Annotated in this window: 18 protein-coding genes; 4 read left to right on the top strand and 14 right to left on the bottom strand. The window is 74.2% G+C overall.

Annotation, left to right across the window (positions count from 1 at the left end; all coding sequences use genetic code 11):
• Window positions 1-11 precede the first annotated feature (11 nt).
• The 3 genes from ACZ50K_RS08690 to ACZ50K_RS08700 form a co-directional block, all read right to left on the bottom strand.
• Window positions 12-689: an AIM24 family protein gene (locus tag ACZ50K_RS08690; RefSeq protein ID WP_468899286.1), complete on the bottom strand. Its 678-nt coding sequence runs from the start codon at window positions 687-689 to the stop codon at window positions 12-14.
• A 7-nt stretch (window positions 690-696) separates the two neighbouring features.
• Entirely contained in the window at window positions 697-2,304 is a 1,608-nt protein-coding gene (locus ACZ50K_RS08695) for a TerD family protein (protein WP_468899289.1), read from the bottom strand.
• Between the two features lie 113 nt (window positions 2,305-2,417).
• Window positions 2,418-2,957 carry a M48 metallopeptidase family protein gene (locus ACZ50K_RS08700; RefSeq protein ID WP_468899292.1) on the bottom strand — a complete coding sequence of 180 codons (540 nt, stop codon included), beginning with the start codon at window positions 2,955-2,957 and terminating at the stop codon, window positions 2,418-2,420.
• A gap of 150 nt (window positions 2,958-3,107) precedes the next feature.
• Here ACZ50K_RS08700 and ACZ50K_RS08705 point away from each other — a divergent pair, with 150 nt between their 5' ends.
• Entirely contained in the window at window positions 3,108-4,235 is a 1,128-nt protein-coding gene (locus ACZ50K_RS08705) for a TOMM precursor leader peptide-binding protein (RefSeq protein ID WP_468899906.1), read from the top strand.
• 41 nt (window positions 4,236-4,276) lie between these two features.
• The gene (locus ACZ50K_RS08710) at window positions 4,277-5,605 is read left to right on the top strand and encodes an ABC1 kinase family protein (RefSeq protein ID WP_468899295.1); all 1,329 of its coding nucleotides are present in this window, start codon (window positions 4,277-4,279) and stop codon (window positions 5,603-5,605) included.
• 15 nt (window positions 5,606-5,620) lie between these two features.
• Here ACZ50K_RS08710 and ACZ50K_RS08715 read toward each other — a convergent pair whose 3' ends face one another.
• The 5 genes from ACZ50K_RS08715 to ACZ50K_RS08735 all read right to left on the bottom strand — a co-directional run bounded on the left by ACZ50K_RS08715 (window position 5,621) and on the right by ACZ50K_RS08735 (window position 9,558).
• A complete protein-coding gene (locus tag ACZ50K_RS08715) occupies window positions 5,621-5,827 on the bottom strand; it encodes a hypothetical protein (protein ID WP_468899297.1) in 207 nt (68 codons plus the stop codon).
• 106 nt (window positions 5,828-5,933) lie between these two features.
• Complete coding sequence (locus tag ACZ50K_RS08720) at window positions 5,934-6,272, bottom strand: hypothetical protein (protein WP_468899300.1); 339 nt, start codon at window positions 6,270-6,272, stop codon at window positions 5,934-5,936.
• Window positions 6,269-6,646, bottom strand: a complete 378-nt coding sequence (locus ACZ50K_RS08725) for a WhiB family transcriptional regulator (RefSeq protein WP_468899302.1) — start codon at window positions 6,644-6,646, stop codon at window positions 6,269-6,271. Before ACZ50K_RS08725 ends, ACZ50K_RS08720 begins: the two co-directional genes overlap by 4 nt.
• 187 nt (window positions 6,647-6,833) lie before the next feature.
• Complete coding sequence (locus ACZ50K_RS08730; RefSeq protein WP_468899304.1) at window positions 6,834-7,172, bottom strand: hypothetical protein; 339 nt, start codon at window positions 7,170-7,172, stop codon at window positions 6,834-6,836.
• A gap of 169 nt (window positions 7,173-7,341) precedes the next feature.
• Window positions 7,342-9,558 carry an ATP-dependent DNA helicase UvrD2 gene (locus tag ACZ50K_RS08735; RefSeq protein WP_468899908.1) on the bottom strand — a complete coding sequence of 739 codons (2,217 nt, stop codon included), beginning with the start codon at window positions 9,556-9,558 and terminating at the stop codon, window positions 7,342-7,344.
• 65 nt (window positions 9,559-9,623) lie between these two features.
• Here ACZ50K_RS08735 and ACZ50K_RS08740 point away from each other — a divergent pair, with 65 nt between their 5' ends.
• Complete coding sequence (locus tag ACZ50K_RS08740; RefSeq protein WP_468899306.1) at window positions 9,624-9,884, top strand: glutaredoxin family protein; 261 nt, start codon at window positions 9,624-9,626, stop codon at window positions 9,882-9,884.
• A 73-nt stretch (window positions 9,885-9,957) separates the two neighbouring features.
• On the opposite strand, the gene nudC is transcribed toward ACZ50K_RS08740, so the two are convergent.
• From nudC to ACZ50K_RS08765, 5 genes are all read right to left on the bottom strand, one after another.
• Complete coding sequence (gene nudC / locus ACZ50K_RS08745; RefSeq protein WP_468899308.1) at window positions 9,958-10,899, bottom strand: NAD(+) diphosphatase; 942 nt, start codon at window positions 10,897-10,899, stop codon at window positions 9,958-9,960.
• Between the two features lie 69 nt (window positions 10,900-10,968).
• Window positions 10,969-12,375 carry a dipeptidase gene (locus ACZ50K_RS08750; RefSeq protein WP_468899311.1) on the bottom strand — a complete coding sequence of 469 codons (1,407 nt, stop codon included), beginning with the start codon at window positions 12,373-12,375 and terminating at the stop codon, window positions 10,969-10,971.
• A gap of 10 nt (window positions 12,376-12,385) precedes the next feature.
• Entirely contained in the window at window positions 12,386-15,838 is a 3,453-nt protein-coding gene (locus ACZ50K_RS08755; RefSeq protein ID WP_468899314.1) for a UvrD-helicase domain-containing protein, read from the bottom strand.
• A 105-nt stretch (window positions 15,839-15,943) separates the two neighbouring features.
• On the bottom strand, window positions 15,944-19,270 hold the full coding sequence (locus ACZ50K_RS08760) for an ATP-dependent helicase (RefSeq protein WP_468899317.1): 3,327 nt from the start codon (window positions 19,268-19,270) through the stop codon (window positions 15,944-15,946).
• A 192-nt stretch (window positions 19,271-19,462) separates the two neighbouring features.
• Window positions 19,463-19,804 (bottom strand): MGMT family protein, encoded by a 342-nt coding sequence (locus tag ACZ50K_RS08765; protein ID WP_468899320.1) that lies wholly within the window; start codon window positions 19,802-19,804, stop codon window positions 19,463-19,465.
• 146 nt (window positions 19,805-19,950) lie between these two features.
• Between ACZ50K_RS08765 and ACZ50K_RS08770 the strand changes: the two genes are divergently transcribed.
• On the top strand, window positions 19,951-22,743 hold the full coding sequence (locus ACZ50K_RS08770; protein ID WP_468899322.1) for a lysylphosphatidylglycerol synthase transmembrane domain-containing protein: 2,793 nt from the start codon (window positions 19,951-19,953) through the stop codon (window positions 22,741-22,743).
• A gap of 12 nt (window positions 22,744-22,755) precedes the next feature.
• Here the strand turns inward: ACZ50K_RS08770 and ACZ50K_RS08775 are convergent, their stop codons facing one another.
• Window positions 22,756-23,505, bottom strand: a complete 750-nt coding sequence (locus ACZ50K_RS08775) for a YwiC-like family protein (protein ID WP_468899324.1) — start codon at window positions 23,503-23,505, stop codon at window positions 22,756-22,758.
• Window positions 23,506-23,585: the final 80 nt, after the last annotated feature.

Here is a 23,585-nt window from a genome sequence, read left to right on the forward strand (position 1 = left end):
CGGTGCTCCTCTCAGCCCCGGATCTTGAATCGGTCGCCGGTGTCCTCGCTGGGCTGGACGATCACGAAGCCCTGGCCCTTGAAGCCGATCTGGAGGGCTTCGCCGCTGCCCCGGCCGATCAGCGCGCTCGCCTTGATGGTCCGCTTGGGCTTCAGTTCGAGCCCGGTGGTCCAGCCGATGAGGGCGTCCGGGTCGACGTACGTCTCGCGTTCGGCGCAGTCGAGGACGGTGGGCAGGCCGCGGCTGACCAGGGCGACCCAGCCGGTGCCGCGGATCACCAGGTTGGTGAGTCCGGAGCCGGAGAGCTTCGCCAGTCCCTTGACCGGCTCGATGGCCAGCTGGAGGGTGGCGTCGCAGGCCAGCAGGGTGGCGCCGTTGACCGAGAGGGCCTCGTTGTCGAGGTGGACGACCAGGACGTCGGCGCCGTAGTCGGCGAGGAAGAGGTCCCCGTCGCCCTGGCAGAGCATCAGCTTGCCGCCCTCGCCGGTGACCATCTCCTCGGCGGAGCGGCGCAGGCTCGCGGGGGCCGCGTGGAACTGGACGTACCCCTCGTAGGCGATCATCGAGCCGGCCTTGGCGATCAGGTCCTGGCCGGTGATCATCGTGACTTTGAGGGTCTTGGAGTTGTGGACGGCCATCCGCAGGCCGGTGGTGGCGACCCGGTGGGCGTCGAGTGTCTGCGTGTCCATGACTGCCTTACACCTCGAAGGGCTGTACGACGACGAAGTTCCCGGGCGCTCCGCGGAACTGGAGGTTCACGGCCTCCCCGGTCCGGCTGGCGTACCCGGAGCGGCGCAGCCGCAGCGCGGTGGTGGTGACCGCCTGGGCACCGGCCGACCAGGCGATCACGGCGTTGCCGTCGACATAGGTGGCGGGACCGACGGGGAGCACCACCGGGGTGCCGCGGGTCTTGACGACCACGGCTCCGGTGCCGGAGAAGAGCATCGAGAACAGGCCACCGCCGGGCAGGCCGGCCCCTTCGATCCGGCGGACCTCGGTCTCCAGGGACTCGTCGAAGGCGAGGACCCCCTGGGCGCTGGTGTACAGCTGGTCGGCGCCTTCGAGGCGGATCACGAAGAGCCGGCTGGCCTCGTCGGCGAGGAACACCTCGCCGTCACCGGAGCAGCGCATCAGGGACATGCCCTGGCCGGTGAGCTGGCCGGTGAGCTTGCCGAGCAGACCGGAGCCCTTGTGGGCGAAGTCGATGTCGCCCTGGTAGGCCACCATGGTGCCCTGTTTGGCCAGGATGCCCTGGTTCTTGGTGAGGGTGACCCGGACCTGCTGGGGGTTCTGCTCGGTCCAGCGGTCGCCGACGGCCGCCTCGGCGTACTTGGTGAGGACCGCGCGGAGTCCGGCTTCCGGGGGCACCGGGGCCAGCGACTGGGCGGCGCCGAACGGCGGGGCCATCGGGGCGCCGGGCGGCGGGACGGCACCGAAGGGCGGGGCCGTCGGGACGCCGGGGGGACCCTGCGGGGCCGGGGCGGGGACGGCACCGAACGGCGGCGGGGAGCCGAAGGAGGCGGTCTGCGGGGCGGGACTGCCGAAGGCCGGGGCGGGCGCGGGGGCCTGCACCGGGACCGGGGCGGGCGCGGGGGCCGGCGGGGCCGGGGCCTGGAAGGGGGCCGGCGCGGGCGGGGCCGGCGCGGGCGGGGCCGGCGCGGGCGGGGCCTGGAAGGCGGCGGGGGCCGGGGCCGACGGCGGGGCCTGGAAGGCGGGCGGGGCGAAGGCGGGGGCGGCGGCCGGGGGCTCGGCCGGGGCCGGGGCCGGCGGCTGCTCCTCGGCGACCTCGCCGCCGAAGTTCCGCAGCAGGGCGTCCAGACCGCCGTCGAACCCCTGGCCGACGGCGGCGAACCGCCAGACGTCCTTGAGGTAGAAGTCGCCGAGCATCACCGCGCGCTCGGTGCTGAACTCCGCACCGGAGAAGGCGTACCGGACGACCTCCTCGCCGCCCGCGACGATCCGGATGTATCCGGGGCCGACCTGGGACATGGTCCCGTCGCCGTCCACGGTCGCGGTGAACGACAGCTTGTGCACGGAGGGCGGGATCCGGTCGAGGGTCACCCGGAAGGACTCGGTGTCACCGGACTGCGGCCCGAGCTGCTGGATCGACTCCTCGGGCGATTTGGGCTGGTTGAAGAAGATGAAGTACCGGTCGTCGGAGAGCTGCTCGTCGGCGTCGAGCCCGAAGCAGCTGATGTCGAACGACAGACCCGGGGCGGCGATCTGCACGCCCACGTACAGATCCGTCCCCGCCGTCAGATCGCTGATCTTGGCCTTGTGGCCGCGCTGGAATTCCCTGGCCATACGCTCCGACCGTCCCCCATCCGAAAGTGAATGCGTGCCGTCAGGCTATCCGGAGCGGCTCACATTCGGCCAAGCAGGTGTCCGGGCGGACCCCGCCGCCGGCTGACCGGCTGTCAGTCCCCTGGTTCGGCGGGCGGCTTCGGCAGCCGCTCCGCGGCCACCACGCCCTCCAGGTAGCCGCGCGCCCGCTCGGTCCGCGGATACCCCTCCAGGAGTTCCCAGAAGAGCGGTCCGTGGCCGGGCACCAGCAGGTGCGCCAGCTCGTGCAGCAGCACGTAGTCGACCACGTACTCCGGCATTCCCTGGAGGCGGTGGGACAGCCGGATGCTGCCCTCGGCCGGGGTGCAGGACCCCCACCGGGTGTTCTGGTTGGTGACCCAGCGCACCGAGCGGGGACGGGCCCGCCCGTCGAAGTACTGCTCGGACAGACGCTCGGCGCGCTCCGTCAGTTCCGCGTCGCCCAGGGTCCGGCGGCTCTCCTGGGCGGCCAGTTTGTCCAGCATCACGCCCACCCAGCGGCGCTCCTCGGCCTCGGACATCCGGGCAGGGATGAGCACGACCGTACGGTCACCCTCCCGGTAGGCGGATACGGTCCTGCGGCGGCGCGCGCTCCGGCGGACCTCGACGGGGCGGTGCGGTGGATCGGCGGACACGGCACGACGGTACCCGCTGCTCCCGACCGACGTCCCGTCATCTCGTGTGACGAATGGAGGGGGCTGTGGACAACGGAATCCATGGCCGGGGGCGGGGCGGGCATTCTCGTCGCATGGCGGTGGACGGTCCGTGTCGGAGGGGGAATGGCGATGTATCCGAAGGTGAAGCCGGTGCTGGCGAGGGCCTGGCGGGATCTGCAGACCGTGCAGTTCGGGGTGACCCCGGCGCACGCGGTGGTGCTGGGTCCGGTGGACACGGCGACCGGGTCGCTGATCGACCGGATCGACGGGACCCGGGGCATGGACCTGCTGCGGGCGGACGCCCGGGCGCTGGGCCTGCCGGAGGGGCGGGCGGACGAGCTGGTCCGGAGGCTGGTGGGGGCCGGTCTGATCGAGGACGCGACGGCGGGCGATCCGGCCGCCCGGGAGCAGTGCCGGGAGGCGCCGGAGCGGCTGGGTCCCGATCTGGGCTCGCTGGCGGTGGTGCGGCCGGCCCCGGCCGGCGCCCAGGAGGGGCTGGCGGCCCGCCGGGCGGTCCGGGTCCAGGTGCGCGGGGCGGGCCGGGTCGGGGCGGCGGTCGCGGCGGTGCTGGCGGCGGCCGGGGTGGGCCGGGTGGAGGTGCTGGACGGCGGGCGGGTGGAGCCGGGGGACCTGGCCCCGGGCGGACTGGACCCGCAGAGCGTGGGACTGATGCGGGCGGAGGCGGCGGCCTCGCTGGTCCGGGGCGCCTCCGTGGGGCGGCCCCCGAGAGCGGCGGGCCGGTCGGCCGGGGTGTCGGCACCGGCCCTGGTGGTGGTCGCTCCGAGGGACGGACTCCAGTCCTGGGCCCCGGATCCGGACCTCGCGGCGGGATGGGTCTCGGCGGGGATCCCGCATCTGTACGCGGGGGTGCTGGAGGGCACCGGGATGGTGGGGCCGCTGGTGCTGCCCGGGGGGACGGCCTGCGCGGGCTGTATGGAGCGGGAGCGGATCGGCCGGGATCCGGCCTGGCCCCGGCTGCTGGTGCAGTGGCGGTCGGCGCACCGCCGCCGGGCGGTGCCGGCCTGTGAGCTGGGTCTGGCCACGGCGGTGGCCGGTCTGGCGGCGGCCCACGCGCTGTCCTTCCTGGACGGTGAGCTGCCCGCGTCCACCGGGGGCCGGTGGGAGGCGGCGCTCCCCGGACTCCACTGGGAGCACACCGAGCTGGCCCCTCATCCGGAGTGCCCCTGCGGGGCCGCCGGTTCTGGCCGGGGGGACTCGTCCGCGGCCCCGTGGTCACAGGACACAATGGCCGGGTAACGGCCGCTTGCGGCGCGGGCGTCAGGGCACTGGAGGGGCATATGTCCGATCTTCCCCGGAAGGCGGTCACCCGGACCGCGAAGCTTGCCGCGCTGCCGCTGGGCATAGCGGGCCGGGCCACCTGGGGGCTGGGCAAGCGGATCGGCGGGAAGTCCGCCGAGATCGTGGCGCGGGAGCTCCAGCAGCGCACCGCGGAGCAGCTGTTCCGGGTGCTCGGGGAGCTCAAGGGGGGTGCCATGAAGTTCGGGCAGGCCCTGTCGGTGTTCGAGTCGGCACTGCCGGAGGAGGTGGCCGGGCCGTACCGGGCCGCGCTGACCAAGTTGCAGGAGGCGGCGCCGCCGCTGCCGACGGCCACGGTGCACCGGGTGCTGGCGGAGCGGCTGGGTGCGGACTGGCGGGAGCGGTTCGTCTCCTTCGAGGACAAGCCGGCGGCGGCCGCCTCGATCGGGCAGGTGCACCGGGCGGTGTGGCACGACGGCCGGGAGGTCGCGGTCAAGGTGCAGTATCCGGGGGCCGGGGAGGCGCTGCTGTCGGATCTGAAGCAGCTGGGCCGGTTCGCCGGGCTGCTGGGCCCGCTGATCCCGGGCATGGACATCAAGCCGCTGATCCGGGAGCTGCGGGACCGGGTCGCCGAGGAGTTGGACTACGAGCTGGAGGCGGAGGCCCAGCGGATCCACGCGGAGGCCTTCGAGGGGGATCCGGACGTGCTGGTGCCGGATGTGGTGCACCAGGGCGATCAGGTGCTGGTCACCGAATGGATCGAGGGCGTTCCGCTGTCCGAGGTGATCACCGGCGGCACGGAGGCGGAGCGGGACCGGGCCGGGCAGCTGCTGGCGCGGTTCCTGTTCTCCGGCCCGGCCCGGACGGGGCTGTTGCACGCGGATCCGCACCCGGGGAACTTCCGGCTGGTGACGGGGGCGGACGGTGCGGTGCGGCTGGGCGTGCTGGACTTCGGGACGGTGGACCGGCTGCCGGGCGGGCTGCCCGCGTCCATCGGGGCCTCGCTGCGGCTGACCCTGCGGGGGGACGCCGAGGCGGTCTACGGGCAGTTGTGCGCCGAGGGGTTCGTGAAGGAGTCCATCGAGCTCGACCCGGACGCGGTGCTCGACTATCTGCGGCCGATCATCGAGCCGGCGGTGGTCGAGGAGTTCACCTTCACCCGGGGGTGGATGCGCGGTCAGGCGGCGCGGATCGCGGACCCGCGCTCCCCCGCGCACCAGCTGGGCAAGCAGCTCAACCTGCCGCCCTCGTACCTGCTGATCCACCGGGTCACGCTGAGCACCATCGGGGTGCTGTGCCAGCTGGGGGCGCGGGTCCGGCTGCGGGACGAACTGGAGGCCTGGCTGCCGGGGTTCCTCGCCGAGGACTGAGCCGCGGCGGGCGGGTCACCACCAGGAGGAGTCGAGTCTGCCCTCGATGGACCGGATATGGGTCCGGGCGCAGTCCTGGCAGAAGTACTGCCGGACTCCGTTCTCGACGGAGCAGGTCCAGGTGAGCGGGGCCCCTTCGGGAGAGCGGGCGCCGCACAGGGCGCACACCGCGGTCCGTGCCTCGGGGTCCGCGGGTGCGGGGTGGGGAGTCGGCTGGTCCACCTCCGGACGGTACCTCCGCGCGGGGTCTCCGGGGAGGCAACGCACCGGGGGGACCGGTCCGTTCGGACCGGTCCCCCCGGATGGCATCAGGTGATGGCGTCCGCCATCAGTTCATGACGGCCATGGCGAGCGCGCGCCGGGCGCGCAGCGAGGCGCGCTCGGCCCGGCGCTGCATGCGGCGCGCGGTGACCAGGCGGATGGCCCGCTGGTCCTCCTGGGCCTCACGCAGCCGGTCGGCCATATGGGCACGAGCCAGGGCTTCTGGGATGAGTTGCATTTCGCGGGTCCTGTTCTGACGCGAGGTGATCGCGCCGGTGGTGATGAAGTCTGCGGTGGCGGAGGCCGCTTCGGTGGCGGTCTGCTCGCTGGTGGCGTGGGGGGTCATGAGGGCCTGCTTCAGGGGGTCGTGCGTCAGGGGGCGGTCGATGGTTCCGGTGGCTTTCATGCCGTGACCGGGTTCTTGCGCGGGCGGCCACGCGGCCGCTTGCGGGCGACGACCACACCCTGGACGAAGAGCTCGCCACCCCAGACGCCCCAGGGCTCGCGGCGCTCCTGCGCTCCGGCGAGGCAGGCCTCGACGAGCGGGCAGGTGCGGCAGAGGGACTTGGCGTACTCGACGTCGGCCGGGGACTCGGCGAAGAAGACCTCGGGGTCGAAGGAGCGGCAGGGGACGGGGGCACCGAGGTTCTCGATGGCGTCATCGAGCGCGGTGAGCGCGGTGAGCGGAGCGGGCGGGGTCAAGGTGGAGTCCTCCGGGACTGCGAGCGGGGAGATCGTTCGGTTCTGCGGTACGGACGGGGCGTGCGCTTCGAGTTGCACGGTGTTTTCTTCCTCGTCTTGGGTGACTAGTCGGTCCGGCCTGGTTGGCCGGGGGTCGGCTGCTGGTACCTGGTCTTGCCAGTCCCGAGGCCCCTTCGCTCCGTCGTCCCCGTTCGGGGACAAACAGAAGGGCCGCGGATCCCGGGTGGGGTTCCGCGGCCCTGAAGGCGCCGGCCTGATCATGCGATCAGGCTGGATCACTCCAGGGTTCGAGCCCGCGGAAGGCCCACATCAGGTGGTGCTGCGTCGTCGTCTGCTTGCCGGATCCGGCACCGGTCGCGGCAAAGGCATAGGCGCCATGGGCTGCCTGGTCCTTCACTACTGCCACCGGTGCCTGGGTCGGTCGCTCATTGCGCTCACGGACCGGCAGACCGGACAGGAGGGCGGCGCTGTTCGCGGGAATCGCGGACAGACCGGTGCCCTGACCCAGGAAAGCGGGCGCGGCGAGAAGCGTGGAGGAGCCGAGCAGGCAGGAAGCGACGACCGGACGATCGGTCATTTTGGTTTCGGTCTTGAAGCTGATCACTGGTCTCGCCTCCTCTCGGCGTCTCTGGTGGGACTGGCTGGTGGGCCGGTCCCGCACGTATTCGGATAAGTACAGCACAAGGACAGGGCTTCGGAGAAGCCGTTGTTCTCGTGGTTAAGAACCTATGGGGCTTGCCCGGGCATGTGCAAACTATTTTTCCGACGAGTTTTCACGCGTCGTCCCCGAGGCCCTCGCCGGGCTCCTGACCTGCGCAGATGGCCAGGACATCGGCTCCGTAGCGGTCGAGCTTGCGGCCGCCGACGCCCGAGATCATCGAGAGCTCGCCGGCCTCGGCGGGCGCGGCCTCGGCGATCGCCATCAGGGTCTTGTCGGTGAAGACGCAGTACGCGGGCAGTCCTTGGAGCCTCGCCTGATCCGCCCGCCAGTCCCGGAGGCGTTCGTAGAGTCCTTCGTCCATGTCGGACGGACAGTCTTCGCAGCGCATCAGTTTCAGCTCGCCGGCCTCGGTGAGCGTCTTGCCGCAGACCCGGCACAGCACCGGGCCCCGGCGGCCCCGCTTGCGCGTGAGGACCTCGGCGGCGATCCGGCCGGCCGGGGCCGCGGAGCCGGGCCGCAGGCCGTTCAGGAAGCGGCTGGGCTTGCGGGCGGCCCGGCCGCCGGGGGCCCGGGACAGGGACCAGGACAGGGTCAGGTGCACCCGGGCCCGGGTGACCCCGACATAGAGCAGCCGGCGCTCCTCCTCGATCTGCTCGTCGGTCTTGGCGTAGGTGATCGGCATCATGCCGTCGGTCAGCCCGGCCACGAACACGGCGTCCCACTCCAGGCCCTTGGCCGCGTGCAGGGAGGCGAGGGTGACCCCCTGGATGGTCGGGGCGTGCTGGGCGGCCCGGCGCTCCTCCAGTTCGACGGTGAGGTCGGACAGGGTGGCGTCCGGGCGGGCCCGGGCGAAGTCCTCGGCGACCCGGACCAGGGCGGCCAGGGACTCCCACTGGTCCCGGACGGCTCCCGAGCCGGCCGGCGGCTCGGGGGTCCAGCCGCTCGCGCTGAGCACCGCGCGGACCTGGGAGGGCAGCTCGACCACATCCGCCAGCAGGGGGTCGTTGGCCCGGGAGTGGGCGGCCCCGCGGAGGGTGATCAGGGCCTTCTGGACCTCGGGGCGCTCGAAGAAGCGCTCGGCGCCGCGCAGCTGGTACGGGACTCCGGCGTCGGCCAGGGCCTGTTCGTAGACCTCGGACTGGGCGTTGATCCGGTAGAGGACGGCGATCTCGCCGGCCGGCACCCCGGCGGCGATCAGGTCGCGGATCCGGCGGGCGACCCCCTCGGCCTCGGCGGGTTCGTCCGGATACTCGGCGTAGCAGGGGTCGGGGCCGGGCTCGCGCTGGGAGACCAGTTCCAGCCGGTGTTCGGCGGCGCGGCCGCGGGCCTGGGCGAGGACCCCGTTGGCCAGGTGGACCACCTGGGGGGTGGAGCGGTAGTCGCGGACCAGCTTGACCACGGTGGCCTGCGGGTACCGGGAGCGGAAGGTCAGCAGGTGGTCGGGGGTGGCGCCGGTGAAGGAGTAGATGGTCTGGCTGGCGTCGCCGACCACGCACAGGCTGTCCCGGTCGCCGAGCCAGAGCTCCAGCAACCGCTGCTGGAGCGGGCTGACGTCCTGGTACTCGTCGACCACGAAGTGCTGGTACTGGGTCCGGATGGTCTGGGCGATGTCCTGGCGGTCCTGGAGGATGCCGACGGTGAGCAGCAGCACGTCCTCGAAGTCGATCATTCCGCGGTCGCGTTTGAGCTGTTCGTAGGTGCCGTAGATCTGCGCGATTTCGGCCATGTCCCGGGGGGCCTCGCGGCCGGCCTTGAGGGCGGCCGCCGGATAGTCGGCGGGCACCGTCTGGGTGACCTTGGCCCATTCGATCTCGCCGGTGACGTCGCGGAGCTCGTTGCGGTCGAGGCGGACCCGGCAGCGGGCTCCGGCCTCGGCGACCAGCTGGATCTTGCGCTCGACCAGCCGGGGCAGCTCGCCGCCGACGGCTTTCGGCCAGAAGTACTGGAGCTGGCGGAGGGCCGCGGAGTGGAAGGTCCGGGCCTGGACCCCGCCCGCGCCGAGGGCGCGGAGCCGGCCGCGCATCTCCCCGGCGGCCCGGTTGGTGAAGGTGACGGCGAGCACGCTGGCGGGCATCAGCTGGCCGGAACGGACCCCGTAGGCGATGCGGTGGGTGATGGCCCGGGTCTTGCCGGTGCCGGCGCCCGCGAGCACGCACACCGGCCCGCGCAGGGCCGTGGCGACCTCGCGCTGCTCCGGGTCCAGGCCCAGGAGCACCGCGTCGGCGGACTCGGCGACGGCCGGGAAGGATGAGGAGTGCGTTGCTGCTGTCACCCGACCATGCTGCCAGGTCGGGTGCGCCGACCGGGAAAGTTGTCCACAGGCGGGAATGAGCCGGGGGTCCCGCGCGTTCGACTACCTGGATCCGACCCCGCCCCCCGAAGGAGAGCGCCGCCATGCAGGACAAGGGCTCCGTGACGATGTACAGCACCACCTGGTGCGGCTACTGCCGCCGGCTGAAGAGCCAGATGGACCGCGAGGGCATCGCCTACACCGAGATCAACATCGAGCAGGACCCCGCGTCCGCGGCCTTCGTCGAGAAGGCGAACGGTGGCAACCAGACCGTTCCGACCGTCCTCATCGTCTCCCCGGCGGGCACCGAGTCGGTCATGACCAACCCGAGCCTGGCCCAGGTCCAGCAGGCGCTCGCCGTCTGACCCGCGCCGCGGCGGACATGCGCAGGGCCCCCGCTCCGGCGGGGGCCCTGCGCGCGTCCGGGGGCTCGGGGGCTCAGACCGTGGGCCTGGGCAGCGGCTTGCCGTACCAGAGCTCGACCAGGCGGGCGGCGATGGAGATCCCCGAGGGGGGCAGCACCTCGCCGTTCTCGATGGCGGTGCGCAGGTCGTCCCGGGAGAACCAGCGGGCCTCCTGGATCTCCTCCCCGTCCACGTTGATCTCGGAGGTGACCGCGCGGGCGGTGAACCCGAGCATCAGGCTGTACGGGAAGGGCCAGGGCTGGCTGGCGACGTACTCGACGGTGCCGACCTTCACCCCCGCCTCCTCCCAGACCTCGCGGATCACCGACTGCTCGATGGACTCCCCGGGCTCCACGAAGCCGGCCAGCGTGGAGAAGCGGCCCTCCGGCCAGTGCACCTGGCGGCCGAGCAGGGCGCGGTCGTGCTCGTCCGTGACCAGCATGATCACGGCCGGGTCGGTGCGCGGGTAGTGCTCGGCGCCGCAGCCGGGGCAGCGGCGGATGTGGCCGGCCGCCGCGACCACCGTGCGCTCTCCGCAGCGGGAGCAGAACCGGTGCATCCGCTGCCAGTTCTCCAGGGCCACCGCGTGCACCATCAGGGCGGCGTCCCTCGGGGGCAGCAGCAGGCCCGCCTCGCGGAGTCCGGCCGGCCGGGCCTGCTGGTCCATCCGGCCCGGCAGCGAGTCCTTCTGGAGGGCGAAGTAGCTGACCCCGTCCTCGTCGGTGCCCAGGAAGTAGCGGTGGGTCTCGGTGAGCGGGGCGTCGAAGGCCGGGGTCATCACGATCCCGGTGCCGCCGTCCGGGTCGTCGTCGATCAGCACCTGGCCGCCGGAGACCACGAACACCCGGGTCGTGGGGTGGCTCCAGGCCGCCGCGAGCCAGGCCTCGTCGAGGCGGTGGTGGGCGGCGCGGTCGATGCCGCTGGGCGCGGTCAGGGTGACGGGCCGCTCGGTCGAGATGCTCACAGGTACTTCCAACTCCCCCGGTGGTGGGACAGGCAGCAGGCGCGCTGGTTCGGATGCGGTGCGGTGTGTGGGTGCGGTGGTTCAGCGGGGTTCGGCGGTCCAGTTCTCCGCCAGGTCCCCCCACAGGTGGGCGGCGGTCTCCACGCCCTTGAGGAGGAGGTCGAGCTCGACCTTCTCGTTCGGGGAGTGCCAGCCGTCGGACGGTACGGAGATGCCGAGGAACAGGACGGGTGCGCCGAGCACGTCCTGGAGGTCGGCGGCCGGCCCGGAGCCGCCCTCACGGGTGAACCGGACCTTCTCCCCGAAGGCCCGCTCCATGGCCCGGACCACGGACCGCAGGGCCGGGTGGTCCAGCGGGGTCAGACAGGGCCGGGTGGGGGCGCCCCAGGTGACGGAGTGCCGGATGCCGTCCGGGATCCGGGCGGCGATCCACTCCGAGACGGCCGTCTCGATCGTGTGGGGGTCCTGTCCGGAGACCAGCCGGAACGACAGCTTCAGCTGGGCGGAGGAGGGCACGATGGTCTTCCCGCCGGGCCCCTGGTAGCCGCCCCCGATGCCGTTGACCTCGGCGGTCGGCCGGGCCCAGACCCGTTCCAGGGTGGAGTAGCCGGCCTCGCCGAGGGTGCCGTACGACTTGGCCGTGCGCAGCCACTCGGACTCGTCGAAGGGGAGCTCGGCGATCAGCTCGCGCTCGGCCACGGTCAGCTCGGCGATGTTGTCGTAGAAGCCGGGGACGGTGACCCGCTCGTCGGCGTCGTGCAGGGCGGCGACCAGCCGGGCGGCGACGGTGGCCGGGTTGGGCACGGCCCCGCCGAAGGCCCCGGAGTGGATGTCCTGGTCGGGCCCGTGCAGCTCGATCTCGCAGTCGGCGATGCCGCGCATCCCGGTGCAGACGGTGGGGGTGGTCTCGTTCCACATGCCGGTGTCGGAGACGATCACCACGTCGGCGGCCAGTTCCGCGGCCCGCGCCTCGACCAGGGCGCGGAAGTGGGTGGAGCCGGACTCCTCCTCGCCCTCGATCAGCAGCTTGAGGTGCACGGCGGGGGCGGTACGGCCGGTGGCCGCGAGGTGGGCGCGGACCCCGAGGGTGTGGAAGAACACCTGTCCCTTGTCGTCCGCGGCCCCCCGCCCGTACATCCGGCCGTCCCGGACCACCGGCTCGAACGGCTCGGTGTGCCAGCCGTCGGCGAGGGCGGCGGGCTGGACGTCGTGGTGGCCGTAGACCAGCACGGTGGGCGCCTCGGGGTCCTCGCTCGGCCAGTGCGCGAAGACGGCCGGGGCACCCGGGGTCTCCCAGACCTCGGCGGTCGGGAAGCCGGTGGCGGCGAGCCTGGCGGCCAGCCAGTCGGCGCTGCGCCGCACGTCCCCGGCGTGTTCCGGCTGGGCCGACACGGAGGGGATGCGGAGCCAGTCCGCGAGGTCGTCGAGGAAGGCGGTGCGGTGCTCTTCGATGTACGCGCGGACGGCGCTGTCCGTGGTGGGGCTCATGAAGACGAGCCTAGCCGTCCGGTCCGGGGTCGCCTTCCGGGTCCGTTTTGCCTAGGAGGATCCTCTCAAGGCGCTCCCGGCCGGGCAGGTTCCGGGGCCTGACCACCTTCCCGCTGCGGACGTGCAGGAAGGCGGCGGTCACCCGGTCGAGGGGGGTGCCGGTGGTCTCGGCCCAGGCCAGGCGGTACACGGCGAGCTGGAGGGGGTCGGCCTCGGCGGTCCGGCCGGTCTTCCAGTCGACGATCTCGAAGCCGCCGTCCTCGGTGCGGTAAACGGCGTCGATCCGGCCCCGGATCACCCGGCCGGCCAGGGTCAGCTGGACGGCCACCTCCATCCGGTACGGGGTCCGGTCGGCGTACGGGCCGCGCTCGAAGGCCTCCTTCAGACCGGCCAGGTCCTGGGCGTCGGCGATCTCCTGGTCGGAGCCGGGGAGGCCGGTGGCCGGGTCCAGTACGTCGAGCAGCGGCAGCGGGAGGTCCTCGAACCGGGACTCCACCCAGGCGTGGAACCGGGTGCCCTGACGGGCCGCGGGCTGCGGCGGGCGGGGCATGGGGCGGGCGAGTTCCCGTACGAAGCCCTGCTCGTCGGCGGCCAGGCGGAGCAGGTCGCTGGCGGAGAGGGAGGGCGGCAGCGGGACGTCCCGGACGGCCGCGCGGGCGCGCCGGAGCTCGCCCTCCAGCGCGTCGAGGTCACGGTCCCAGGAGGCGATGGTTCTGGCGTCCTCGTGTGTCAGGTCCCCGTGTGTCAGGGCCTCGGCTTCGGCGGGCTCGGGGTCGGGGTCGGGGCCGGGGCCGGGGCCGGGGTCGCCGTCCTGGTCCGGGTCGTCGTCCGGTTCCTCGTAGTCCGGCTCCTCGAAGTCCGGTTCCTCGCAGTCCGGGGGCCAGAGGTAGTCGTCCTCGGCGGCGGGGTCGGGGGCGGGGGCCGGGGGCGGCGGGGCGGAGAGGTGGGATTCGACCAGGGCGGCGGCCGCGCGGCGCAGCCGGAGGGAGTCGGGGTCCAGGGGCAGCGGCCAGGAGTGGTCCGGGGAGGCGGACTCGGCGGCCAGGGTCGGGTTCTCCGCCTCCGGGTCCGGTTCCCCGGCCCAGGCCTCGATCTCGCCGAACCCGGCCGCGCAGTGCTCGTACAGGGCGTCCAGGAACGCGGAGGGGCCGCGGCGGCGCTTCTGGCTGGGGCCCCACCAGTGGCCGGAGGCGAGCAGCAGGGAGCGCGGCCGGGTGAAGGTGACGTAGCCGAGGCGGAGCTCCTCCACCGCCTTGTGCCGCTTCAGTTCGGCCTTGAAGGCCTTCAGGCCGGCCGAGGTCCAGGCCGGCTCCGCGGGCAGGGTGGGGGCGTCGCCGCGCAGCGCGTACGGCAGCACCCGGGGGTGGGCGGTCCAGGCCTCCGGGGGCTTCTCCTTCGGGAAGGCCCCCGCGAACAGCCCGGGGACGGCGACCACGTCCCATTCCAGGCCCTTGGACTTGTGGGCGGTGAGCACCTTGACGGTGTTCTCGCCGCCGGGCAGGGCGTTGTCCAGGCCCTTCTCGTAGCGGGCGGCGGTCCGCAGGAAGGACAGGAAGGCGAGCAGCGAGGCCTCGCCGTCGAGGGCGGCGAAGCCGGCGGCCACGTCCAGGAAGTTGGACAGGGTCTCCCGGCGGCGGGCGGCCAGCGCGTGCGGGGAGGCGGCGAGCTCCACGTCCAGCCCGGTGGTGGACAGCACCCGGTGCAGGACGTCCATCAGCGGGTCGGCGAGGGAGCGGCGCAGGTCGCGGAGCTCCCGGGCCAGGTGGGCGAACCGGATCCGGGCGTCGGCGGAGAACGGCAGGCCGTCGTCGGCGCCGTCCCCGCCTTCCGGTGCGGTGCCGAGGAAGGTCTCCAGGGCGTCGGACAGCGAGACGATCTCCGCCGGGTCCACGCCCTCGACGGCGGCGGCCAGCCGCAGGTCCGGGTCGGCTTCCGGGCCGTTCCCGCGGTGCACCAGCAGCCGGGCCCGGCGGCCCAGCAGGGCCAGGTCCCGGGCGCCGATCCGCCAGCGCGGGCCGACCAGCAGCCGGACCAGCGCGGCGTTCGCCCCGGGGTCCTGGAGGACCTCGCAGACGGCCACCAGGTCGGCGACCTCGGGGAGGTGCAGCAGCCCGGCCAGGCCGACCACCTCCACCGGGACCTCGCGGGCCACCAGCGCGGCCTGGATGGCGGCGAAGTCCCCGCCGGAGCGGCAGAGGACGGCGATGTCCCTGGGCTGGGTGCCGGTGCGGACCCGGTGGGCGATCGAGTCGGCCAGCCAGTCCAGTTCCTCGGCGTGGGTGTCGAGGAGGGCGCAGCGGACGAACCCCTTGTGCTCGTCGCCCTCGGCGGGGCGCAGGGCCTCCACTCCCTCGTGCATGGTCCGCAGGGGGGCGGCCAGGGTGTTGGCGAGGTCGAGGAGGCGGCCGCCGCTGCGCCGGTTCTCGCTCAGGGACTGCCGGGCGGCGGGGCGGCCGTCGGCGTGCGGGAAGTGCTCGGGGAAGTCGTCGAGGTTGGCCACGGAGGCGCCGCGCCAGCCGTAGATGGCCTGGCAGGGGTCGCCGACGGCGGTGACGGCATGGCCGGTGCCGCCGCCGAAGAGCCCGGAGAGCAGCAGCCGCTGGGCGACGGAGGTGTCCTGGTACTCGTCCAGGAGGACGATCCGGAACTCCTCGCGGAGCAGTGCCCCCACCTCGGGGCGGGTGGTGGCGAGCTCCGCGCAGAGCGCTATCTGGTCACTGAAGTCGAGGAGGTCGCGGGAGCGTTTGGCGGCCCGGTAGCGGCCGACGAGTTCCAGCAGCTCCAGTCGGGCACGGGCGGTCTCGGGGACCTTGCGGAGGTCCTCGTTGGTGAGCCTGGTGCCGGCCAGGGTATCGAGGAGGGCGGTGTCGTGCGCGCGGAGCGCGTCCGGCCGGACCAGGTGCTCGGAGAGCTCGGCGTCCAGCGCGAGGAGGTCGCCGACCAGGTCGGGCAGCGAGCGGGTGAGCGAGGGGTACGGGCCGGGGGCCTCCCGGAGCACCTTCGCGGCGAGCTGGAAGCGGGTGGCGTCGGCGAGCAGGCGGGCGCTGGGCTCCAGGCCGATGCGCAGTCCGTGGTCCTTGAGGAGCTGTCCGGCGAAGGCGTGGTAGGTGGAGATCCGCGGTTCCCCGGCGGCCTCCGGATCGGCGGCGGACTCGGCCGGGGAGGGGTCGGGGTCGGTGATGCCGGCCTGCCCGAGGGCCTTGCGGACGCGCTCGGCGAGCTCCCCGGCCGCCTTGTTGGTGAAGGTCAGGCCGAGCACCTGGGCGGGGGCCACCTGGCCGGTGCCGACCAGCCAGACGACCCGGGCGGCCATCACGGTGGTCTTGCCGGACCCGGCTCCGGCCACGATCACCTGGGGGGCGGGCGGGGCGGTGATGCAGGCGGTCTGTTCGGGCGTGAAGGGGATGCCGAGGAGCTCCTTGAGCTGCTCGGGATCGGTGAGGCGGGGGGCGCGTACAGACACCCGTCAAGGCTAGCCCCGGTCACCGACAGCCCCCGCCGCCCCGGCGCGCGGGCCCCGGTCTGCGGGCCGTAGCGACCGGGGCCGGCCGGGCCCCGGCCGTACGGGCTATTCCACGGTCTGGCGGCCCTCCGGGCGGGCGCTGCACGCGCTGCGGAAGGAGCAGTGGTCGCAGTGGCTGCCGGTGGCGGGGGCGAAGCGCTCGTCCAGGACCCGGCCGGCGGCCGTGGCGAGGAGCTCGCCGACCCACTCCCCCGAGGGGTCCCGGTGCAGCGCCTGCTGCGCCTGCACCTTCGGTTCCTCCTTGCCCTGCCGCAGATGGACCAGCTCGGCGCCGCCGGGTTCCGGGCGGGCGCCGTCGAAGTGCTGGTCGACGGCGCCCTCCCGGACGGCCAGCTGGTAGACGGCGAGCTGCGGGTGGCGGGCCACCTGGTCCCTGGTGGGGGCTGCCTTGCCGGTCTTGAAGTCCACGACGTACGCGCGGCCCTGCGGGTCGGCCTCGACCCGGTCCATGGAGCCGCGGATCCGGACGGTGTGGCCGCCGGCCTCCAGGGTGACGTCGAAGTCCTGCTCGGTGGCCACCGGGGTGCGGCCGGCCCGGTCGGAGTGGTGCCAGCGCAGGAAGCGCTCCAGGGCGGTCCGGGCGTTCTCCTTCTCCTGCCGGGACTTCCAGGGTGCGTCGAAGGCGAGCGCGTCCCAGACCGAGTCCAGGCGCTCCATCAGCACGCCCAGGTCGGCGGGGGTGCGGCCGGAGGCGACCTCGTCGGCGAGCACGTGCACCACGTTGCCGAAGCCCTGGGCGGCGGTCGCCGGGGCGTCCGCCTTGACCTCGCGGCCCAGGAACCACTGGAGGGAGCAGGTGTTGGCGAGCTGGTCGAGGGCGCTGCCGGACAGGGCCACGGGCCGGTCCCGGTCGCGCAGCGGGACCGCGCTGCGGGTGGGCTCGTACAGGCCCCACCAGCGCTGCGGGTGCGCGGCGGGGACCAGCGGGCGGCCCTCCTCGTCGGTGAGCGCGGCCAGCCGGGCGAGCCGGCGGGCGGCCGCGTCCCGCAGCTCGGGGCCGGCCGCCGGGTCGACGGTGGTGGCGCGGAGTTCGGCGAGCAGCGCCGGTACGGCGAGCGGGCGGCGGGGGCGGGCGGTGACGTCCTGCGGGGCGACCCCGAGCTCGGTGAGGAACCGGGAGGGCTGGTCGCCGTCGTCGGCGGCGGCCTTGACCGCGGTGACCACCAGCCGGTCGCGGGCCCGGGTGCAGGCCACGTAGAACAGCCGGCGCTCCTCGGCGAGGAGGGCGCCGGGGGTGAGGGGTTCGGCGAGGCCGTCGGGGCCGATCCGGTCGGCTTCGAGGAGGGAGCCGCGGCGGCGCAGGTCCGGCCAGAGGCCGTCCTGCACCCCGGCGACCACCACCAGGCTCCACTCCAGGCCCTTGGAGCGGTGGGCGGTCATCAGCCGGACCGCGTCGGGGCGGACGGCGGCGCGGCCGCTGAGGGTGTCGGCGACGATGTCCTCGGCTTCGAGCTGTTCGAGGAAGTTGAGTGCGCCGCGGCCCCCGGTGCGTTCCTCCGCGCGGGCGGCGGTGTCGAAGAGCGCGCAGACCGCGTCGAGGTCGCGGTCGGCGTTGCGGCCGGCGGCGCCGCCCCGGCGGGCGTTGCGCTCCAGGCGCTGCGGCCAGGGGGTGCCGTCCCAGAGGGTCCAGAGGGCCTCCTCGGCGGTGCCGCCGCCGGCCAGCAGCTCGGTGGCCTTGCGGAGCAGGGTGCCGAGCCGGTGCGCGGCGCGGGCGTGCTGCCCCTCGTGGGCGACCAGGCGTTCCGGTTCGGCGAGGGCGCGGGCCAGCAGGACGTCGGAGGGCGCGGGCACCAGCTCGCCGGCGGCCCGCTCCTCCTCGCGCAGGGCGCGCCCGAGGCGGCGCAGGTCGGCGGCGTCCAGCCCGCCGAGCGGGGAGCCGAGCAGTTCCACGGCCACCTCGGCGGCCCACGGGCCGGCGGGGGCCCCGGGGGCGTCGGGCCCTGTGTCCTCCGCCGGCTCCGGCCCGGCGGGGTCGGCCGGGGTGGCCTCCGCGGTCCGGGGGGCCGGGATCAGGGACGGGGAGCCCGGCGCCGTCGTGGACTCGGCGCACAGCCGGAGGGCGGTGAGCAGGGGGGTGACGGCGGGTTCGTGGCGGAGCGGGATGTCCGCGCCGTCGGTCTCCACCGGGACGCCCGCCGAGATCAGCGCGCGGCGCATCGAGGGCAGGGTGCGGCCGCCGGCCCGGACCAGGACGGCCATCGAGGACCAGGGCAGGCCGTCCTCCAGATGGGCCCGGCGCAGGATGTCCGCGATGTTGTCCAGCTCGGCGCCGGCCGTCGGATAGGTGAGCACCTCGACCCGGCCGCCGGGCCGGGTGGGCCGCAGGTCCCGGTGGGCCCGGACGGCGGCCGACGGGAGCCGGGGCACCGGCATCCGGGTGGTCAGCAGCCGGGTCGCGGCCAGCAGGGCGGCGCCGGAGCGGCGGGAGACGGTGAGGGGGGTGACGGCGGCGCCGGGGAAGGCCGCCTCGAAGTCGAGGATGCCGTTGATGTCCGCGCCGCGGAAGGCGTAGATCGACTGGTCGGGGTCGCCGAAGGCGACCAGTGCGGCGCCGGTGGAGGTCAGGGCCTGGAGCAGCCGGAGCTGGGAGGCGTCGGTGTCCTGGTACTCGTCCACGTAGATCACGTCGTACAGCCCGGCCACCGACGGGGTGCGGTCGGCCAGCAGCACCGCCCGGTGCAGCAGCTCCGGGTAGTCCAGGGTGCCCTGGAGGTCGAGGACGTCCAGGTACTCGGAGAGGAACGCGGAGGCGGCCGCCCAGTCGGGCCGGCCGATGCGGCGGGCGAAGTCCGCGAGGGCGGCCGGGCCCAGGCCCAGTTCCCGGCTGCGTGCCAGGACCGCGCGGACCTCGTCGGCGAAGCCGCGGGTGGTCAGCGCGGCGCGCAGGTCGTCCGGCCAGGCGATGGACCGCAGCTCGCGCTGCCCGTCGAGCAGAGCGCGGACGGTGACGTCCTGTTCCGGGCCGGACAGCAGGCGCAGCGGCTCGGTGTACAGGTCGGCGTCCTGGTGGGCGCGGAGCAGGGCGTAGCAGAAGGAGTGGAAGGTGGTGGCCTGCGGGGCGCGGGCGCCGCCCAGCCGGACGGCGGCCCGGTCGCGGAGTTCCACGGCGGCCTTGCGGCTGAAGGTGAGGATCAGGATCCGGGCGGGGTCGGTACCGGCCTCCACACGGGCGGCGGCCGCCTCGATCAGGGTGGTGGTCTTGCCGGTGCCGGGTCCGGCGAGGACCAGCAGGGGTCCGGCTCCGGGCCGGTGCTCAACCACGGCGCGCTGCGCTGCGTCCAGGACAGGAGGAGTCACCGGTTCCGGCTCGCCGCGCACGAGCCGGTACGCGTCGGACGTGCGCGTACGGCTGTGGGAAGGCGAGGTGTTCACGTGAGGTGCCGGTCCGGTCCTGAGGGGTGCGTGGGGCGAAGGGGCAACGCTACGGCACCGGGCCCGGCGGGCGAAGCCGCGCAGGTGACGGCGTCCACCGCCGGCCGCCACCCGGACGCGGGGCCCGCCCGTCGGACCGGCGCGGGGCGGTCCGGGGGGTGTGCGTCAGTCGTGGAGGGTGTGGCGTCAGTCCTACGGGCGGTTCGTGCTGCCGTTCCAGCGGGCGCGGGGCATGTCGAGGCGGGGGCCGGAGGGGCTGTCCCGGAGGGGGGTGCCCTCGACCCGGTAGTGCTCCAGGGCGCGGTGTTCGTGGCCGGGCAGCGGGAGGCCGTCGGCGCGGACCACCCGCCACCACGGGACGGCTCCGCCGTAGAGGGCCATCACCCGCCCCACCTGGCGCGGGCCTCCTTCTTCCAGCCATTCGGCGATGTCCCCGTAGGTCATCACCCGGCCGGACGGAATCCTTTCGGCCGCCTCCAGCACCCGCTCCGCGTAGTCGGGGAGTGCGGCCGGGGCGGTGTGCTCCTCGCTCATTCGGGACATGGTGCCGTACCGCTCCGGGGAGCGCTCGGATGGTTTTCTTCCGCCGGGGCGCGCACCCTGGTGCCCCGCCCCGCCGCCGGTCCGTGCCACCATCGTCCGGGCGGTGACCGGTGATACGTGATCAAGAAGAGACGGCAGTGACGGGGAACGAACGGGGTGCGAGCCCTCCTGACGACGCGGACGCGGAGCGCGACGCGCGACGCGGCGCGCCCGCGCGGGACACGCGTGACGCGCGGGAGGCGACGACAGGGGACGGCCCGGCCGCGCCCGGGGCCGAGACCGCGGCCGGGTCCGTCGGCGGCGGTGACGGGCTGCCGTACGGGCACACCGCCGCCGACACCGTCGAGGTCGACGAACCGCTGCTCGCCGCCCGTGTGCACCGGCCCTCGGACCTGGTCCGGCTGCTGATCGGCCTGCTCGGCATCGCCCTGGTGCTCGGCATCGCCGCCTTCGCGCACGGCACCGCCGCCGGCCTGGAGGCGGACATCAGCGCCGGTACCGACCAGGCCCCGCCGATGCTGATCAAGGTGGCCGGGCTGGTCGGCAGCATCGCGGTGCTGCTGGTCCCGGTCGCCTTCGCCATCGAGCGCCTGATCAAACGCGACGGTCTGCGGATCGCCGACGGGGTGCTCGCCGCCGTCCTCGCCCACGGGGTCACCCTCGCCACCGACCTGTGGGTGTCCCGGGCCGCCCCCGACACCATCCAGGAGGCGCTGACCCGGGCCACCGGGGCCGGCGCGGCCCTCACCGATCCGGTGCACGGCTATCTCGCGCCCGTGATCGCGTACATGACCGCCGTGGGGATGACCCGGCGGCCCCGCTGGCGGGTGGCCCTGTGGCTGGTGCTGCTGCTGGACGCGTTCGCCATGCTGGTCACCGGCTACACCACCCCGTTCTCGATCATCCTGACCGTGCTGATCGGCTGGAGCGTCGCCTACGGCACCCTCTACGCGGTCGGCTCCCCCAATGTCCGGCCCACCGGACAGAACCTGCTCGCCGGTCTGCGCCGGGTCGGCTTCCAGCCGGTCAGCGCCATGCGCGCGGAGTCCGCGGACGGCACCGAGGGATCCGAGCAGGGCGACCGGGGCCGCCGCTACCACGTGACCCTGGAGGACGGCCCGCCACTGGACGTCACCGTCGTGGACCGGGAGCAGCAGGCCCAGGGCTTCTTCTACCGGGTGTGGCGCCGGGTCACGCTGCGCGGGATCACCACCCGCCGCAGTCTCCAGTCGCTGCGGCAGGCCCTGGAGCAGGAGGCCCTGCTGGCGTACGCGGCGATCGCCGCCGGGGCCAACGCGCCCAAGCTGATCGCCACCTCCGAGCTGGGCCCGGACGCCGTGATGCTGGTGTACGAGCACCTGGGCGGCCGGAGCATGGACTCGCTGGCCGACGAGGACATCACCGACGAGCTGGCCCGGAACGCCTGGGAGCAGGTCCGGGCCCTCCAGTCGCGGCGGATCGCGCACCGGCGGCTCACCGGGGACGCCTTGGTGGTGGATCGTTCCGGCACGGTGATCCTGACGGATCTGCGCGGCGGCGAGATCGCGGCCGGCGACCTGGTGCTGCGGATGGACATCGCCCAGCTGCTCACCACCCTGGGTCTGCGGGTGGGCGCGGAGCGGGCGGTGGCCTCGGCGGTGTCGGTGCTGGGCCCGGACGCGGTCGCGGACTGTCTGCCGCTGCTCCAGCCGATCGCGCTCAGCCGGTCCACCCGGGCCACGCTGCGCCGGCTGGCCCGGGAGCGGTCGCAGCGGGAGCGGGACGCGGTCCTGGAGTCCTCGCGGCTGGCGAAGGCCGAGCGGGAGGCGGCCCGGGCGGCCGAGTCGGCGGCCCGGGAGTCGCCGAAGTCCGCGAAGGCCGAGTCCAAGGCGGAGAAGAGGGCCGAGAAGAAGGCCCTGGACGTGGCGGAGGACGAGGCCCGGGAGGAGGACCTGCTCAGTCAGATCCGCCGCCAGGTGCTGCTGATCCGTCCGCAGGCCCCGGTGGAGCCGGCCCGGCTGGAGCGGATCCGGCCGCGCACCCTGGTGTCGTTCATCGCGGGCGCGTTCGCCGCGTACTTCCTGCTGTCGCAGCTGACCCATGTGGAGTTCGGGACGATCGTCGCCGAGGCCCAGTGGGGGTGGGTGGGCGCGGCGCTCGCGTTCTCCGCGCTGAGCTACTTCGCGGCGGCGATGAGCCTGCTGGGGTTCGTGCCGGAGCGGGTGCCGTTCCTGCGGACCGTGTGCGCGCAGGTGGCCGGCTCCTTCGTGAAGCTGGTGGCGCCCGCCGCGATCGGCGGGGTGGCGCTGAACACCCGGTTCCTCCAGCGGGCCGGGGTCCGGCCGGGGCTGGCGGTGGCCAGTGTGGGGGCCTCGCAGCTGTTCGGGCTGGCCAGCCACATCGTGCTGCTGCTGTCCTTCGGCTATCTGACCGGGACCGAGAACACCCAGGAGATGACCCCGTCCCGGACCGTCATCGCGGGCCTGCTGACGGTCGCGGTGCTGGTGCTGGTGGTGACGGCGATCCCGTTCATGCGGAAGTTCGTGGCCACCCGGGTGCGGGCGCTGTTCGCCGGGGTGGTGCCGCGCATGCTGGACATCCTCCAGCGGCCGCAGAAGCTGCTGACCGGCATCGGCGGGATGCTGCTGCTCACCGGCTGCTTCGTGATGTGCCTGGACGCCTCGATCCGGGCGTTCGGCGGCGGCGAGATGGTGTCGCTGGCGAGCATCGCGGTGGTGTTCCTCGCGGGCAACGCACTGGGCTCGGCGGCGCCGACCCCCGGTGGTGTGGGCGCGGTGGAGACCACCTTGACGCTGGGTCTGATCGCGGCAGGGCTGGAGAAGGAGATCGCTCTCTCCGCGGTCCTGCTGTTCCGGCTGATGACCTTCTGGCTGCCGGTCCTGCCGGGCTGGCTGTCGTTCAACTACCTGACCCGCAAGGAAGCGATCTGAGCCGGGGCGGTCTCAGCCGACGGCCAGCAGGGTGCCCAGGAGGAGTGCCGATCCGGCCACCTCGACGGCGCCGACCACCGGCACCTTCAGGCCACGCCCGGGGAGGGCGGCGGCCCGGGCGAGGTAGAGGGCGAAGGGGATCGCCAGCCAGGGCGACAGCCAGCCGGCGACCGCCAGCGCGGCGGCGTGGCAGGCCACCGAGGCCCGGTAGTGGGCGCGGGAGTTCCGCTCGCGGATCATGGTCTTGACGTACGGGACGGTGCCGCCGAAGTAGAGCAGGCAGGCCAGCGCGGGGGCGAGGCCGGCGCGGATCCCGCCGCCGCCCAGGTGCAGGGCGACCAGCAGCATCCCGCAGGCCGGGACCACCGCCGCCAGCCCGTTGGCCAGGGCCCGCTCCCGGTTGATCCGGGCGTGGTACGTGTTCACCGCCAGGAACGGCACTGCGGCGGCCGCCGCGAGCAGCAGCCAGGGGTGGAGCAGGGCGAGCGGGACGCCGAGGGCGGCGAAGGCCGCCCCGAAGACCAGGGCGGGCCGGACGTGCCGGGCGGCGGCCTTCGGGTTGCGGGAGAGCCGGCGCAGCCGCAGCCACTGCTGTCCGTGGAAGACGGCGATGTAGCCGAGCAGCCAGGCGGCGAACAGCGGCAGATGGGCCCAGCGGGGGGTGCCGAGGAAGGTGCCGGTCAGGAAGGGCACCGCGAGCATCGCCCAGGCCCCGTGCTGGTCCGGCAGCCAGCGGGACGGCCCGCCGCGCTTCTTCGCCATGGCCGCCGCCTCCGCGCTCTCCGCGCTCTCCGCGCTCTCCGCGTGATCCGCCTCCCGTCAGCGGGGAGTTGACCTTCCCA

It is taken from the genome of Streptomyces sp. NPDC033845, from assembly GCF_055576225.1.

Bases quoted from the DNA above. Each gene is read 5' to 3' on its own strand.
- ACZ50K_RS08740 (WP_468899306.1), top strand. From the start codon at position 9,624: ATGCAGGACAAGGGCTCCGTGACGATGTACAGCACCACCTGGTGCGGC.
- ACZ50K_RS08705 (WP_468899906.1), top strand. From the start codon at position 3,108: ATGTATCCGAAGGTGAAGCCGGTGCTGGCGAGGGCCTGGCGGGATCTG.
- ACZ50K_RS08710 (WP_468899295.1), top strand. From the start codon at position 4,277: ATGTCCGATCTTCCCCGGAAGGCGGTCACCCGGACCGCGAAGCTTGCC.
- ACZ50K_RS08720 (WP_468899300.1), bottom strand. From the start codon at position 6,272: ATGAAAGCCACCGGAACCATCGACCGCCCCCTGACGCACGACCCCCTG.
- ACZ50K_RS08765 (WP_468899320.1), bottom strand. From the start codon at position 19,804: ATGAGCGAGGAGCACACCGCCCCGGCCGCACTCCCCGACTACGCGGAG.
- ACZ50K_RS08750 (WP_468899311.1), bottom strand. From the start codon at position 12,375: ATGAGCCCCACCACGGACAGCGCCGTCCGCGCGTACATCGAAGAGCAC.
- ACZ50K_RS08690 (WP_468899286.1), bottom strand. From the start codon at position 689: ATGGACACGCAGACACTCGACGCCCACCGGGTCGCCACCACCGGCCTG.
- ACZ50K_RS08695 (WP_468899289.1), bottom strand. From the start codon at position 2,304: ATGGCCAGGGAATTCCAGCGCGGCCACAAGGCCAAGATCAGCGATCTG.
- ACZ50K_RS08775 (WP_468899324.1), bottom strand. From the start codon at position 23,505: ATGGCGAAGAAGCGCGGCGGGCCGTCCCGCTGGCTGCCGGACCAGCAC.